We start from the raw sequence: 13682 nt of genomic DNA, 5'->3' as shown, positions 1-13682 counted from the left end.
CCCGGCGCCGTCGCTGCTCTCCGGCGCGATGTGAAGCACCCGGAGAAGATCGGCGGTGACTGCGCGGTAGGCGCGACCGGCCCGGATGACTCGGCACGGGAACTCCCCGTTACGAGCCAGGGCGTAGGCGGTGGTGCGTCCGACGCCGAATGCACGTCCAGCCGTCACGATGTCGATGCTGGCAGGCAGGGCTAGCAACTCTTCTCGTGTCAGCGTGTGCGCCTCTGTGCCGACTTGTGTCATGGCGTGTCACTCCGGTGAGCCGTTGAGCACTTGCGTCACAGCATGAGGGGCTGTCTTGCTGCGTGTCAAGGCGTGTCGTACTGTGCTGCCATGACACAACAGGGTTGGCCAGAGCGATTCGCCGTGCAGGTTGCCGCCGAGGTGCGGCGACATCGGGCCCGACGTGGAATGAGCGCCCAGCAATTGGCGGATGAATGCAAGAAGCTAGGCATGCCGATTCAAAGGTCAGTGATTGCCAATTTTGAGAACGGTCGGCGCGCCAACGTGAGTGTGGCGGAATTGCTGGTATTTGCCGCCGCGCTCAAAGTGTCACCCATGGAGCTCGTGTTTCCCGTGGGCTACGAGCATTCCTGCGAGGGGCTCCCGGGGCGCGTCGACGAGACCTACGATTGGGCGCAGTGGTTTTCCGGAGAGGCCTATCCGAAGCCTGGCTGGGAATTCGTTGCCGAGGAAGAAAATGCCATGGAGATCTGCCGTGGATTGATCCCGATGCTAGAGATCCTCGTCAATAGCAAGGAGCAGCTAGCACAGGCCGAGGCCGATCTTGACGCGGTCCGCGATGCGGCAGAGGCCGCTAAACAGCAGGTGGAGGCGGCGGAGCGTGAAATGGAGCGAGTGCTCACCGTTCGAGAAGCGAACATCCAGGCTCGTGAAGAATCAGAGAATCGAACCTCGGACGAGTACAGGCTACTCATGGAAGAAGCGGAGCGCCTCCGTCAGCTGCAAAAGGATGCAGTTGAGCAACTAGCCCGAGCGCGCAAGGGAGAGTTGTCATACGGCCAGAAGAAGCACTCGGTGGAGTACTGGCGAAAGCATGTAGTCGATGACGAGAAGTCTGCGCGCGAGGTGTTGGCGGAGTTCGATAAGCACGGTTTCGTGCCGCCCGACCTTCCGGAAGAGCTGGCCTATCTGAAGCAGCCTGAGCCCACGAAGGGCGCTCCCCAGCGCCGGCGGGCGACAAGGATTAAGAAGGAGGCCGGGGGCCACGCTGAGAGGGCAAAGGGGTAACGCCTCACCCCCCTCGCTTCCACTCGAACACGACGGCGTCGTAGTCGAAGTACCCGCCGTCGGGCATCCGCCCCGGTCGCGGCGTCTTCAGCGTCACCGTGACCAGCGACCGCAGGACGTTGCGCTGCTGCTCCAGGCCCAGCGCCTTCCACGCCTTCCGCACGTCCTTCTGCCCCACCAGGCCCGCGAGCGGATCCCGCGTGGCCGCGCGCGCCAGCTGCTTCGTCACGCCCTCCAACTGCGCGCGCGCCGTGTCGGTGCCCTCCGCGAACTGCAGGTCGTCGATCTGCCCGGCGCCGTACATGCCCGCCAGGTTCCGCATCCGCTGCCGGATCTGCTCGCCCTCCGCCTGCAGGGCGGTGACGTCCACGTCGTCCGGGCCGGGCAGCAGCAGGTCGTGCGCGTCGGGCCGTGACAGCCGCTCGACGATGACGTCCTCTACGTACTGGTCGACGACCTCGGCGCGCCGGCCGCCGCCGTGCCCGGTCTGGCACCGGTAGCTCGGGTACGACCGGCCGCCGGACTGGGTGACGTACACGTAGTGCGGGCAGTCGCCGCGGCCGCACCGGAACAGGATGGATCCCAGCCACTTCGGGGAGGCGCCCGGAGTCGTGACGCGGGCCGGGTCCTTCAGGATCGCGACGACGGCCCGGTACTTCGCTTCGTCGACGATCGGCTCCCACTTCCCGCGGCCCACCTCCTCGCCCCGGTACACGGCGATGCCGGCGTTCCTGGGGCGCAGCAGCATGTCGCGCATGTCGGTGTGCGTGACCGGGTTCCCGCGGGTCGTCGTGATGCCCTTGTCGGCGCACCACTTCACCAGCGACCGGATCGAGGCGCCCGCGAGGATCTGGTCCGTCCAGTAGCGCAGGGCCTCCGCCTCCTCGGGCACGGCTCGCAGCATGTCGAGCGCGGGCTCGACGACCTCCTCGCCGGTCTTCCGGTCGACCCTGGTGCGCATCTCCCCGGTGGGCACCCCCCAGCCGAACGGGCGGATGCCGCCCATCCACTCGCCCGCGAGGGCCTTCTGCCTGCGGGCCCGCGCGACGCGCTCGCCCTTGTGCTCGGACTCCTGGCGGGCGACGGCGCCGAGGATCCGCGCGGTCATCCGGCCTGTCGGCGTGGACAGGTCGAGCTCGCCGGCCTGCACGGTGTGCGTGGACACGCCGCGCCGCTCGGACAGGTCGATGTACTTCTCCAACTCGGTGGGTGAGCGGTGCAGCCGGTCGGTGTGCCAGGCCACCACGATCGTGGCGGTGCCCTCGTCGAGGTCGGCGAGCATCTGCTCGTAGCCGGGCCGCTTCTTCCCGCTGTACGCGGACACGTCGTTGTCGACGTAGATCTCGACGACGTGCCAGTCGTGGCGCGCGGCGAGCTTCTCGCAGTCCTCGCGCTGGCGGTCGATGCCGAGGCCGGCGCCGGTGCGGTCCTGGCTGATGCGGCAGTAGATCACGGCGCGCGTCCGGGCGCCCCCCGTCTGGGTGGTCTTCATGCCCTGAGTCTGCCTCAGTAGAGGTGTCTTTGTCCGGGGTTCGGGAAGACGACGCTGCTGAGCGCCCTGCTCGGCCTGGTCGGGCCGGACGAACGGATCGTCCTCGCCGAGGACTCGGCGGAACTGCGGCCGGACCACCCCCACGTGGTGCGGCTGGAGACCCGCCCCGCCAACCAGGAGGGCGCGGGCCTGGTCACCCTGGAGGACCTGGTGCGCCAGGCGCTGAGGATGCGGCCCGACCGGCTGGTGGTGGGTGAGGTGCGCGGGCCCGAAGTGGTGCATCTGCTGGCCGCGTTGAACACGGGACACGAGGGCGGCTGCGGAACGGTCCACGCGAACGCCGCCGCGGACGTCCCCGCCCGGCTGGAGGCCCTGGGCACGGCCGCCGGGCTGGACCGGGCCGCCCTGCACAGCCAGGTGGCGGCCGCCCTCTCGGTCGTCCTGCACCTCGCGCGCGACCGCGCGGGGCGGCGGCGCGTCGCCGAGGTGCACGTGCTGGAGCGCGAACCGTCGGGGCTGGTGCGGACCGTGCCGGCGCTGCGATGGGGAGAGGAGGCGTTCGTGCGCGAGGCCGGGTGGGAGCGGCTGCGGGGACTGCTTCGCGGTGAGGGCGCCGGGAGCGGGCCGGCCGGCGGTCGGGCGGTGGGTGGCGGAGGCCGGGCCGGAATCGGGCCGCGGTCTGCCGAGTGGACACGGGGCTCCGGACCACCGGCCGGTGACGGAGCCGGAGCGGAGCCGGGAGCGGTGAACGGGGTGACGGCATGGCGTTCGGGATGACGGGGACGACGGCGATGTCCATGGCAGTCGCGGCGGCCTGCGGGGGAGCGGCCGCGTGGCTGCTGGTCCGACGGGATGCGGCGGTACGGCGGGCCCGGCTGCTGTTCGAGGGAGGCGGAGCGGTCGGTGCCGATCCGCCCGGGTGGCGGACGAGGGCCGGTGTGCCGAGGTGGGTGCGGGACCGGTGGCGAACCGAGTGGTGGGCGCCGGCGGCCGGGGCGCTGGTCGCGGTGCTGGGGGCGTCGGTACTGCCGGTCGTGCTGGGAGCGGCCGGGGTGCCGTTGCTGCGCAAGGCCCGGCTGGCCGGCCGAGAGCGCCGGGACCGGGAACGTCGGGCCGCCGAGGTGATCGCCCTGTGCTCGGCGCTCGCCGGCGAGGTGCGGGCCGGACGCCAGCCGGGTGAGGCACTGCTGCGCGGCGCCCGGGACTGCGGCGGACTCGCCGAGGCCCAGGCCACGGTACTGGCAGCGGCACGGTTCGGCGGTGACGTGCCGGAGGCCCTCGCGACGGCGGCGCGGCAACCGGGGGCCGAGGGCCTGCGCGGACTCGCCGCCTGCTGGCGGGTGGCGGTGGACCAGGGCGCGGGCCTCGCGGCCGGACTCGACCGACTGGCAGCCGCCCTCCGGGCCGAGCGGGACCAACGGTCCGACCTGAGCGCCCAGTTGGCGGGTGCCCGGGCGACGGCGGTGATGCTCGCGGGGCTTCCTGCTCTGGGGCTGCTCATCGGCACCGCCCTCGGCGCGGATCCCTTGCACGTCCTGCTCCACACCCCGGCCGGCCTGGGCTGCCTGGCCGTCGGCGGGATCTTGGAGGGCCTCGGACTGTGGTGGGTGTCGCGGATCGTGCGGGGTGCGGAGGCGGTGGCATGAGCGCGGAGGTTGTCCACAGGCTGGGGGTGGCCCTGGGGATGGTGCTCGCCCTCGGTTGGTGGGGCAGGTGGCTGGTCGAGACGCGGCGCCACCGGGCGATGCGGCGGCGGTTGGCACGGCTGCGGCCCCGGGAGGAGGTCTCACGTTCCCCTCGTCTCGATCTGCGCGGGGCGGCGCGCACATGGTCGGCTCCCCTGGGCGTCGCGTGTGCCGGATGGGCGCTGGTCGGCGGTCCGGCCGGAGTGGCCGTGGGACTCGCCGGCGCGGTGGGTGTGTGGCGGTGGCGGCTGCACCAGGAGGCGAAGGGCAGAGCCGCCCGGCACGCGCCCGATCCGGCCGAGACGGAGCGGCAACTGCCCCTGGCCGCCGACCTGCTGGCCGCCTGCATCGCGGCGGGTGCCGGCCCGGTCGTCGCTGCCCAGGCCGTCGGGCAGGCGCTGGGCGGTCCGGTCGGCGACGCCCTGGCCAGAGGCGCGGCGGAGGTACGGCTGGGCGGTGAACCGGGTGCGGCCTGGCGGAGTGTGGCAGTCCTGCCCGGTGCCGGAGGACTGGCCCGGCTGCTGGAGCGGGCCGGTGTGTCGGGCCTGCCCGCCGCCGCACCGGTGGCCCGGCTCGCCGCCGAGGCTCGGGCGGACTGGGGCCGGGCCGCCACGGCCAGGGCCCGCCGGGCGGGCGTGATGGTCAGCGCTCCGGTCGGTCTGTGCTTCCTGCCCGCGTTCCTCGCGGTCGGGGTGCTGCCCGTGGTGATCGGGCTGGCGGGCGGAGTGCTCGGAGGAGGTGGTCGCTGACGCGGAGACCGACCGGAGCACCTGAGCGCAGTGAGTGAAGCAGACGACGAGCAGTGGAAGTTCGGATCCTTTCCTACGGGGGTTGAGATGTATCAGGCGGTACGGGCGCGGCTGCGTGCCCTGGTGTGCGGAATGCGGGCGGCGCGCAGGGACGCGGGGATGGTCACCTCGGAGTACGCGATGGGCATCGTGGCCGCCGTGGCGTTCGCGGTGGTGCTGTACAAGGTCGTCACGAGCGGCACGGTCAGCGCGGAGCTGCAAGGCATCGTGAAGGGCGCCCTCAATGCGCGGATGTGAGCGGGGCGGCGACCGCGGGTTCGTCACGGCGGAGTCGGCGGTGGTGCTGCCCGTGCTGGTCATGTTCGCGATGGCGCTGGTGTGGGGCCTGCTGGCCGTGGCCGCGCAGATCCAGTGCGTGGACGCCGCACGGACCGGCGCCCGGTCGGCGGCCCGGCAGGACCCGCCCGAGCGGGTCGTACGCCTGGCCCGGGAGGCGGCGCCGCCCGGCGCGAAGGTCACCGTCAGCCGTGGGCCGGAGCAGGTCCGGGTCGTCGTGGTGGCCGAGCCACCGGTCCTGCGGGGTCTGTCCTTCTCGGTGCGCGAGGAGGCCGTGGCCTCGGTGGAGGAGGCGGTGGGCACATGAGACACCGGGATCGCCGCCTCGTGTGCGGCGCGCGGCGTGGGCCGGGAGACCGTGCGCGAGAGGGGCTTGCGTCGGACCGGGGGTCCGCCACCATCTGGAGCGTCGGAGCCGTCGCCGTCCTGTGTGTCGTCTTCGGCGTGGTCCTCGCGCTGGGACAGGCGGTGGTGATCCGGCACCGCACCGCGGGCGGCGCCGACCTCGCCGCCCTCGCGGCGGCGGACCACTGGGCCGAGGGCGGCGCAATGGCCTGTGCCCGGGCCGCCCGGGTAGCCCGGGCACAGGGGGCGCGGCTGGTGCGGTGCGAGGTCGTCGGAGACATCGCGGAGGTGACGGCGGCGTCAGGACGGGGCCCGTTCACGGCGCGGGTCAGGGCCCGGGCCGGCCCGCCGACGGCCACGGCGACGGCGACCGCGACGCAGACGCCGACGGCCACGGACGGGGCAGTGTCGGCGGAGGGAACGGGGCGGAAGGAGGCCCGCAGAGATTCCGCAGCCGGGTAGGCGGCCGGGCCCCGTGGGCGGCCCCGATCGTCCCGGGCCCCGGTCGCGCCGCCCCCGGCTAGCCGTCCGCCCCCTGGCTCTCCGGCCCCTCCGGGCCCTCCGGTCCCCCGGTGGGCTCCTGCCTGGGCAGCGTGCCCCGTTCCCGCTTCTCCGGCTCCCCGCCGGCTTCCTTCTCCTCCGGCGCTCCCTCCAGCAGCACCGTGAGGAGGCGTACCGCGCCCCTCTTGTGCAGCGGGTCGTTGCCGTTGCCGCACTTGGGGGACTGGATGCAGGACGGGCAGCCGGCCTCGCACTCGCAGGAGGCGATGGCCTGGCGGGTGGCGGTCAGCCAGGTACGGGCGGTGTGGAAGGCCCGTTCCGCGAAGCCCGCGCCGCCCGGGTGGCCGTCGTAGACGAAGACGGTCGGCAGGAGCGTGTCGGGGTGGAGGGGGATCGACACGCCGCCGATGTCCCAGCGGTCGCAGGTCGCGAACAGGGGCAGCAGGCCGATCGAGGCGTGCTCGGCGGCGTGCAGGGAACCGCCGAGGATCTCCGGGCTGATCCGTGCGCGGTCGAGCTGGTCCTCCGTGACCGTCCACCACACGGCGCGGGTGCGCAGCGTACGAGGAGGGAGGTCGAGTTTGGTCTCGCCCAGGACTTCACCGGTGATGAGCCGGCGGCGCAGGAAGGAGACGACCTGGTTGGTGACCTCGACGGAGCCGTAGCACAGGCGGCCGTCGCCCCAGGGGATCTCGACGTCGGTCTCCAGCACGGAGATGGCGGTCGTGTCGCGGGCGACCGTGGAGTAGGGCGGGGAGGCCTCCTCGACGAGGGCGACGGAGTCCTCCAGGTCCAGGGAGCGCACCAGGTACGTGCGGCCCTGGTGGAGGTGGACCGCGCCCTCGTGCACGGTCGAGTGGGCCGCACCCGCGTCGACCGTGCCGAGCAGCCGGCCCGTCGCCGCCTCCACGACCTGGACCGGCCGTCCGCCCTCTCCGCGGATGTCGGTCAGGTCGGCGGCACGCTCGCGGCGGGTCCAGTGCCAGGCCCTGGTGCGGCGGCGCAGCAGCTTCGCGGCCTCCAGTTGCGGCAGCAGGCCCTGGCTGGCGGGGCCGAACAGGTCGAGGTCCTCGTCCGTCAGGGGCAGCTCCGCGGCGGCCGCGCACAGGTGGGGGGCGAGGACGTAGGGGTTGTCCGGGTCGAGGACCGTCGATTCGACCGGCTGGTCGAACAGGGCCTCCGGGTGGTGGACGAGGAAGGTGTCCAGCGGATCGTCCCGGGCCACGAGGACGGCCAGTGCGCCCTGACCCGACCGTCCGGCCCGGCCGGCCTGCTGCCACAGGGAGGCCCGGGTGCCTGGGTAGCCGGCGATCACGACGGCGTCGAGGCCGGAGATGTCGATGCCGAGTTCGAGGGCGTTCGTCGCGGCGAGGCCCAGGAGTTCACCCGAATGGATGGCTCGCTCCAGTGCGCGGCGTTCCTCCGGGAGATAGCCGCCCCGGTAGGCCGCGACACGCCCGGCCAGCGAGCGGTCCACCTCGGCCAGTCGCTCCTGCGAGATGACGGAGATCAGCTCCGCGCCACGCCGGGAGCGGACGAAGGCCACCGAGCGGACGCCCTGCACGGTGAGGTCGGTCAGCAGGTCGGCGGCCTCGGCCGTGGCCGTCCGGCGAACGGGGGCGCCCTTCTCGCCGTGCAGTTCGGTCAGCGGCGGCTCCCAGAGGGCGAACACCAGTTCACCGCGCGGTGAGGCGTCGTCCGCCACCTCGACGACCGGCACGCCGGTCAGACGCCGCGCGGCGACCGCGGGCTCGGCGGCGGTGGCGGAGGCCAGCAGGAACACCGGCGACGCGCCGTACCGGGCGCACAGCCTGCGCAGCCGCCGCAGCACCTGGGCGACGTGGGAGCCGAAGACGCCCCGGTAGGTGTGGCACTCGTCGATGACGACGTACTTCAGCGACTTCAGGAAGGAGGACCAGCGGGGATGGGAGGGCAGGATGCCCCGGTGCAGCATGTCGGGGTTGGTCAGCACGTAGTTGGCGTACTGGCGGATCCACTCGCGTTCCTCGAACGGAGTATCGCCGTCGTAGACGGCCGCCCGGACGGCGGTGCCGAGCGGTTGTGAAAGTTCCTTCACCGAGCGGCGCTGGTCCGCCGCGAGGGCCTTGGTGGGAGCCAGGTAGAGGGTGGTCGCGCCCCGGCCGTTCGGGGCCTCGGAGCCCTCCAGAAGGGTGGACAGCACCGGCACGAGGTAGGCGAGGGACTTGCCGGAGGCGGTACCGGTGGCGACCACGACCGAGTCGCCGTCCAAGGCGTGCTCGGCCGCCCGGGCCTGGTGGGCCCAGGGGTGTTCGATACCGGCCGCCTGCACCGCCGCCACGATCTCCGCGCGGATCCGGTCCGGCCAGACGGCATGCCGACCCGCGCGCGGGGGCAAGTGCTCCGTATGAGTAATGCGCGAAGCCCTGCTGGGACCGGACGCGAGCCGGTCCAGGACCGCGCCCGGCGCGGGCCGGGAGGCGGGGTCCGGCGGGGTTCGATCGGATCGGTGATTCTTGGCCATCGGCACCGAGTGTGTCACTGGCGTGACGGACAATGGAGCCAAGGCGTCGTGCACGCCTGCCGGTAAGTGATTGAATGCCATCGCGGCTGGCGAAGCGTCCAAGGGCTGAAGCCGAGATGCCCCGAGGGCGACCGCTCGATAGCAAGGTGCTGGAGGATCCGTGGACCTGTCCCTGTCGACCGAGACCATGGGCGATCGCACGATCGTCAGGGTCGGTGGCGAAATCGACGTATATACCGCGCCCAAGCTGCGCGAGCAGTTGGTCGAGCTGGTGAACGACGGCAGTTTCCACCTTGTCGTCGACATGGAGGGCGTGGACTTCCTCGACTCCACCGGGCTCGGCGTTCTGGTCGGCGGCCTGAAGCGCGTGCGTGCCCATGAGGGCTCCCTGCGCCTGGTCTGCAACCAGGAGCGCATTCTGAAGATTTTCCGCATCACCGGCCTCACCAAGGTGTTCCCGATTCACACCTCGGTCGAGGAAGCGGTTGCGGCCACCGACTGACACCGGCCCCGGGCTCCGTGCCCGGCCGGCCGATGTTCGGCGGAAGTGAAGACCGAGGGGGCCCGGGCTTTCGGCGGCCCGGAGCCCCTCGACAGCACGCCCGAAGTTGCGAGGGGGATGCATGGCCACCGTTGAGCTCCGCTTCAGCGCGCTGCCCGAGCACGTCAGGACCGCCCGGCTGGTGGCGGCAGCGGTGGCGCGCAGGGCCGGAGTGGAGGAGGCCGTCCTCGACGAGGTCAGGCTCGCCGTCGGTGAGGCGTGCACCCGGGCCGTCGGCCTGCACCAGTTGGGCGGGATCTCGGCACCGGTGAAGGTGCTGCTGATCGAGGAGGAGAAGCAGTTCTCCATCGAGGTCGGCGACGAGGCCCCGCACGCGACACCCGGCGGCCGCGCGTCCGACGGCGACGGCGAGGCCGACGAGGACGAGATGGGCCTCGCGGTCATCAGCGGACTCGTCGACGACGTCGAGGTCAGCGCGGGCGAGCACGGCGGATCCATCAAGATGACCTGGCCGACGACGCCGCCGCCGACGATCCTGGTCTGACACCGCCACCGCGCAGGGCGGCCATCGCGCAAGCGGCGACCGCGTACCCCGCTCGTCATGAAGGGCCCCACCCGTGGGGCCCTTCGTCATGTGCGGGTGTCAGTGATCGCCTTTACAGTGGTTCCTGTGCCGTTCGACGCGTGAATTGATTCACGATCATTCGCGCGCCCGGCGGAACTCCGAGAATGCTTTCAGAGCATTACTCGCGCGGCGAATTCCTTTTATCGTGCACTGTTTTGATCAGGTTCCGGTACCTACAATCCCGTCCACATCTTGAGCTCAGCCCAAGCGTCAAGGAGGACGAATGGCGGGGCTTTCCTTCACACCACAGTCGGGCCATCCCACTGATCTCGCAGCCGCCGTCCTGACCGACGGCAACCGTGTGCTCGTCGTGATCATCGCGGTCGTCGCCCTGGCGGCCCTGGTGCTCGCGGGGGTCCTGGTGCGCCAGGTACTCGCGGCAGGCGAGGGCACCGACAGCATGAAGCAGATCGCGGCAGCGGTCCAGGAGGGCGCGAACGCCTATCTGGCCCGGCAGCTGCGCACTCTCGGCGTATTCGCCGTGGTCGTGTTCTTCCTGCTCATGCTGCTTCCCGCGGACGACTGGAGTCAGCGTGCCGGACGTTCGGTCTTCTTTTTGATCGGAGCGGCGTTCTCGGCGGCCACCGGCTATATCGGTATGTGGCTCGCCGTCCGCAGCAATGTGCGCGTCGCCGCCGCGGCGCGCGAGGCGACACCGGCCGAGGGCGAGCCGGAAAAGGATCTGACCACCGTCTCGCACAAAGCGATGAAGATCGCTTTCCGTACGGGTGGTGTGGTCGGCATGTTCACGGTGGGCCTGGGCCTGCTCGGCGCCTCCTGCGTGGTGCTGGTGTACGCGGCCGACGCGCCGAAGGTGCTGGAGGGTTTCGGTCTCGGGGCCGCGCTGATCGCGATGTTCATGCGGGTCGGCGGTGGCATCTTCACCAAGGCCGCCGACGTCGGCGCCGACCTGGTCGGCAAGGTCGAGCAGGGCATTCCGGAGGACGATCCGCGCAATGCCGCGACCATCGCCGACAACGTGGGCGACAACGTCGGCGACTGCGCGGGCATGGCGGCCGACCTCTTCGAGTCGTACGCCGTCACCCTGGTCGCCGCGCTGATCCTGGGTTCGGCGGCCTTCGGCGACGCCGGTCTCGGCTTCCCGCTGCTGGTGCCGGCGATCGGTGTCCTCACGGCGATGATCGGCATCTTCGCGGTGGCGCCCCGGCGGGCCGACCGCAGCGGCATGAGCGCCATCAACCGCGGCTTCTTCATCTCCGCGGCGATCTCGCTCGTGCTGGTGGCGGTGGCCGTGTTCGTCTACCTGCCCGGGAAGTACGCGGACCTGGACGGCGTCGGCGATGCCGCGATCCGCGCCAAGGACGGCGACCCGCGGATCCTCGCCCTGGTGGCGGTGGCCATCGGCATCGTGCTGGCCGCCCTGATCCAGCAGTTGACCGGCTATTTCACGGAGACCACCCGCCGGCCCGTCCGGGACATCGGCAAGACCTCGCTGACCGGCCCGGCCACGGTCGTCCTCGCCGGCATCTCCGTGGGTCTGGAATCGGCCGTCTACACCGCCCTGTTGATCGGGCTCGGGGTGTACGGGGCGTTCCTGCTCGGCGGCACGTCGATCATGCTGGCCCTGTTCGCGGTGGCGCTGGCCGGCACCGGCCTGCTCACCACGGTCGGGGTGATCGTCGCGATGGACACCTTCGGGCCGGTGTCCGACAACGCGCAGGGCATCGCGGAGATGTCCGGCGACGTCGAGGGCGCGGGCGCGCAGGTGCTCACGAACCTGGACGCGGTCGGCAACACCACCAAGGCGATCACCAAGGGCATCGCGATCGCCACGGCCGTGCTCGCGGCGGCGGCGCTGTTCGGGTCCTACCGCGACGCGATCTTCACCGGGGCGCGGGACGTGGGCGAGAAGCTCAGCGGTGAGGGTGCGCCGATGAGTCTGATGATGGACATCTCCCAGCCCAACAACCTCGTGGGCCTCGTCGCGGGCGCGGCGGTCGTCTTCCTCTTCTCGGGGCTGGCGATCAACGCCGTGTCGCGGTCGGCGGGTTCTGTCGTCTTCGAGGTGCGGCGACAGTTCCGCGAGAAGCCCGGGATCATGGACTACAGCGAGAAGCCGGAGTACGGCAAGGTCGTCGACATCTGCACCAAGGACGCCCTGCGCGAGCTGGCCACTCCCGGTCTGCTGGCCGTCATGGCGCCCATCTTCATCGGGTTCACGCTGGGCGTCGGCGCGCTCGGCGCGTTCCTGGCGGGCGCGATCGGCGCGGGCACGCTGATGGCGGTGTTCCTCGCCAACTCCGGTGGTGCGTGGGACAACGCCAAGAAGCTCGTCGAGGACGGCCACCACGGCGGCAAGGGCAGCGAGGCGCACGCGGCGACCGTGATCGGCGACACCGTCGGCGACCCGTTCAAGGACACCGCCGGTCCCGCGATCAACCCGCTGCTGAAGGTCATGAACCTGGTGGCCCTGCTCATCGCGCCCGCGGTGATCAAGTTCTCCTACGGTCCGGACAAGAGCATCGGGGTGCGCATCCTGGTCGCGGCCCTGGCGTTCGCCGTCATCGCCGGGGCGGTGTACGTCTCCAAGCGGCGCGGGATCGCCATGGGTGACGACGACAACGCCGAGCCGAAGCCCCCGAAGCCGAAGTCGGCTGATCCGGCGGTGGTTTCGTAGGCGGTTTCCCGGATATCCGGCTCAAGGTGCGGGCGGGCGGCGTGCGTTGACGCGTCGCCCGCCCGCACTGTGCGGTGCACGACCATGCGTGAGCCTTCTCTCGCTTGGTGCAAAAGGTTACAAAACGGTCTTATTAGGCGTTCGGCGTGCGGTGGCCGTGCATGCGGCGTGTATGTTCCGGGGCCGAGAGCCATGGAAGGGACCAAACCGGTGAACAAGAAGCTCGCGGCCGCACTGTCCGGCGGTGCGGTACTGGTACTGGCGCTGTCCGGCTGCGGCGGCGACGACGGCAACGACAAGCTCGACTCCTGGGCCAAGCAGGTCTGCGACGCCGTGCAGCCGCAGGCCAAGAAGATCGAGTCGGCCAACGCCGCGATCCAGAAGGAGACCTCGGACAACAGCGCGCCCGAGGAGGTCCAGAAGACCGACGCGCAGGCCTTCCAGGACATGTCCGACGCCTACAAGGCGATCGGCAGCGCCGTGAACAAGGCCGGGGCGCCGGACGTGGAGAACGGCGAGAAGAAGCAGCAGGACGCGGTCAAGGAGCTCAACTCGATCTCCGCGTCGTACGCCTCGCTGAAGAAGCAGGTGGACGACCTCGACACCAAGGACCAGGGCAAGTTCGCCGACGGCCTCAAGGACATCGCCGGCGAGCTGGACAAGCTGAGCCAGAGCGGCAACGACGCCCTGAAGAACCTGGAGGAGGGCGAGGTCGGCCAGGCGATGGCCCGTCAGTCCAGCTGCAAGGCGGCCACGGCGTCGGCGGGCGCCACGCAGAGCTGACCCGACGCCCGGGCGGGGCAGCGGGCCGCGCCGGTGCCCCTGCCCCCTCGCGTCCGCGCGAGGTCGGTCGGAGCCGGTGGCGGATCACCCCGCACGGCGTCCGTGCCCGGGCCGGGTCACGTCCGCGCGAGACGCGTGCCCGGGCCGGAGGACTGCGTGCGAGACGCCTGCCCGGGCCGGATGACTGAGTGCGAGACGCCTGCCCGGGCCGGATGACGTCCTTGGCTTGAACGCCCCTGCCCGTGCCGGACGGCGCCCTCGACCCCCGGGAG

12 protein-coding genes and 1 pseudogene are annotated in these 13682 nt (G+C 71.5%); 11 read left to right on the top strand and 2 right to left on the bottom strand.

Annotated features, from left to right (window positions below):
• The first annotated feature begins 333 nt into the window (after nt 1-333).
• Entirely contained in the window at nt 334-1251 is a 918-nt protein-coding gene (locus ACH4C6_RS14090; RefSeq protein ID WP_398108834.1) for a helix-turn-helix domain-containing protein, read from the top strand.
• A gap of 4 nt (nt 1252-1255) precedes the next feature.
• Here the strand turns inward: ACH4C6_RS14090 and ACH4C6_RS14085 are convergent, their stop codons facing one another.
• Nucleotides 1256-2743: a recombinase family protein gene (locus tag ACH4C6_RS14085; protein WP_398108833.1), complete on the bottom strand. Its 1488-nt coding sequence runs from the start codon at nt 2741-2743 to the stop codon at nt 1256-1258.
• A gap of 36 nt (nt 2744-2779) precedes the next feature.
• On the opposite strand from ACH4C6_RS14085, the pseudogene ACH4C6_RS14080 reads away from it, so the two are divergent.
• The 6 genes and pseudogenes from ACH4C6_RS14080 to ACH4C6_RS14055 form a co-directional block, all read left to right on the top strand.
• Nucleotides 2780-3520 (top strand): annotated as a pseudogene (locus ACH4C6_RS14080) (CpaF family protein); the annotation flags it as partial.
• 20 nt (nt 3521-3540) lie between these two features.
• Entirely contained in the window at nt 3541-4389 is an 849-nt protein-coding gene (locus tag ACH4C6_RS14075; protein ID WP_398109342.1) for a type II secretion system F family protein, read from the top strand.
• On the top strand, nt 4386-5177 hold the full coding sequence (locus tag ACH4C6_RS14070; protein WP_398108832.1) for a type II secretion system F family protein: 792 nt from the start codon (nt 4386-4388) through the stop codon (nt 5175-5177). The genes ACH4C6_RS14075 and ACH4C6_RS14070 overlap by 4 nt, the downstream gene beginning before the upstream one ends.
• 87 nt (nt 5178-5264) lie before the next feature.
• Nucleotides 5265-5474: a DUF4244 domain-containing protein gene (locus ACH4C6_RS14065; protein ID WP_369198401.1), complete on the top strand. Its 210-nt coding sequence runs from the start codon at nt 5265-5267 to the stop codon at nt 5472-5474.
• Nucleotides 5461-5820 carry a TadE family type IV pilus minor pilin gene (locus ACH4C6_RS14060; protein WP_398108831.1) on the top strand — a complete coding sequence of 120 codons (360 nt, stop codon included), beginning with the start codon at nt 5461-5463 and terminating at the stop codon, nt 5818-5820. The genes ACH4C6_RS14065 and ACH4C6_RS14060 overlap by 14 nt, the downstream gene beginning before the upstream one ends.
• Nucleotides 5817-6320: an Rv3654c family TadE-like protein gene (locus ACH4C6_RS14055; RefSeq protein WP_398108830.1), complete on the top strand. Its 504-nt coding sequence runs from the start codon at nt 5817-5819 to the stop codon at nt 6318-6320. Before ACH4C6_RS14060 ends, ACH4C6_RS14055 begins: the two co-directional genes overlap by 4 nt.
• Nucleotides 6321-6378: 58 nt before the next feature.
• On the opposite strand, the gene ACH4C6_RS14050 is transcribed toward ACH4C6_RS14055, so the two are convergent.
• Entirely contained in the window at nt 6379-8943 is a 2565-nt protein-coding gene (locus ACH4C6_RS14050; protein ID WP_398108829.1) for a DEAD/DEAH box helicase, read from the bottom strand.
• Nucleotides 8944-9022: 79 nt separating this feature from the next.
• On the opposite strand from ACH4C6_RS14050, the gene bldG reads away from it, so the two are divergent.
• The 4 genes from bldG (at nt 9023) to ACH4C6_RS14030 (ending at nt 13410) form a co-directional block, all read left to right on the top strand.
• Nucleotides 9023-9364: an anti-sigma factor antagonist BldG gene (gene bldG, locus ACH4C6_RS14045; RefSeq protein ID WP_003991900.1), complete on the top strand. Its 342-nt coding sequence runs from the start codon at nt 9023-9025 to the stop codon at nt 9362-9364.
• Nucleotides 9365-9485: 121 nt separating this feature from the next.
• Nucleotides 9486-9908: an ATP-binding protein gene (locus tag ACH4C6_RS14040; protein WP_398108828.1), complete on the top strand. Its 423-nt coding sequence runs from the start codon at nt 9486-9488 to the stop codon at nt 9906-9908.
• Nucleotides 9909-10212: 304 nt separating this feature from the next.
• Nucleotides 10213-12627 (top strand): sodium-translocating pyrophosphatase, encoded by a 2415-nt coding sequence (locus ACH4C6_RS14035; protein ID WP_398108827.1) that lies wholly within the window; start codon nt 10213-10215, stop codon nt 12625-12627.
• A gap of 192 nt (nt 12628-12819) precedes the next feature.
• Nucleotides 12820-13410: a small secreted protein gene (locus ACH4C6_RS14030; RefSeq protein ID WP_369198407.1), complete on the top strand. Its 591-nt coding sequence runs from the start codon at nt 12820-12822 to the stop codon at nt 13408-13410.
• Nucleotides 13411-13682: the final 272 nt, after the last annotated feature.

The organism is Streptomyces sp. NPDC017943 (assembly GCF_044328425.1).
Taxonomy (GTDB): Bacteria; Actinomycetota; Actinomycetes; order Streptomycetales; family Streptomycetaceae; genus Streptomyces; species Streptomyces djakartensis_A.
Note: the sequence above shows the minus strand (reverse complement) of the source record. Positions and strands in the feature narration are given on the sequence as shown.

What these genes read in the sequence shown, in the direction of transcription:
- ACH4C6_RS14090 (WP_398108834.1), top strand. Translation starts at nt 334, where the DNA reads ATGACACAACAGGGTTGGCCAGAGCGATTCGCCGTGCAGGTTGCCGCC.
- ACH4C6_RS14085 (WP_398108833.1), bottom strand. Translation starts at nt 2,743, where the DNA reads ATGAAGACCACCCAGACGGGGGGCGCCCGGACGCGCGCCGTGATCTAC.
- ACH4C6_RS14075 (WP_398109342.1), top strand. Translation starts at nt 3,541, where the DNA reads ATGGCAGTCGCGGCGGCCTGCGGGGGAGCGGCCGCGTGGCTGCTGGTC.
- ACH4C6_RS14070 (WP_398108832.1), top strand. Translation starts at nt 4,386, where the DNA reads ATGAGCGCGGAGGTTGTCCACAGGCTGGGGGTGGCCCTGGGGATGGTG.
- ACH4C6_RS14065 (WP_369198401.1), top strand. Translation starts at nt 5,265, where the DNA reads ATGTATCAGGCGGTACGGGCGCGGCTGCGTGCCCTGGTGTGCGGAATG.
- ACH4C6_RS14060 (WP_398108831.1), top strand. Translation starts at nt 5,461, where the DNA reads ATGCGCGGATGTGAGCGGGGCGGCGACCGCGGGTTCGTCACGGCGGAG.
- ACH4C6_RS14055 (WP_398108830.1), top strand. Translation starts at nt 5,817, where the DNA reads ATGAGACACCGGGATCGCCGCCTCGTGTGCGGCGCGCGGCGTGGGCCG.
- ACH4C6_RS14050 (WP_398108829.1), bottom strand. Translation starts at nt 8,943, where the DNA reads ATGGCATTCAATCACTTACCGGCAGGCGTGCACGACGCCTTGGCTCCA.
- ACH4C6_RS14040 (WP_398108828.1), top strand. Translation starts at nt 9,486, where the DNA reads ATGGCCACCGTTGAGCTCCGCTTCAGCGCGCTGCCCGAGCACGTCAGG.
- ACH4C6_RS14035 (WP_398108827.1), top strand. Translation starts at nt 10,213, where the DNA reads ATGGCGGGGCTTTCCTTCACACCACAGTCGGGCCATCCCACTGATCTC.
- ACH4C6_RS14030 (WP_369198407.1), top strand. Translation starts at nt 12,820, where the DNA reads ATGGAAGGGACCAAACCGGTGAACAAGAAGCTCGCGGCCGCACTGTCC.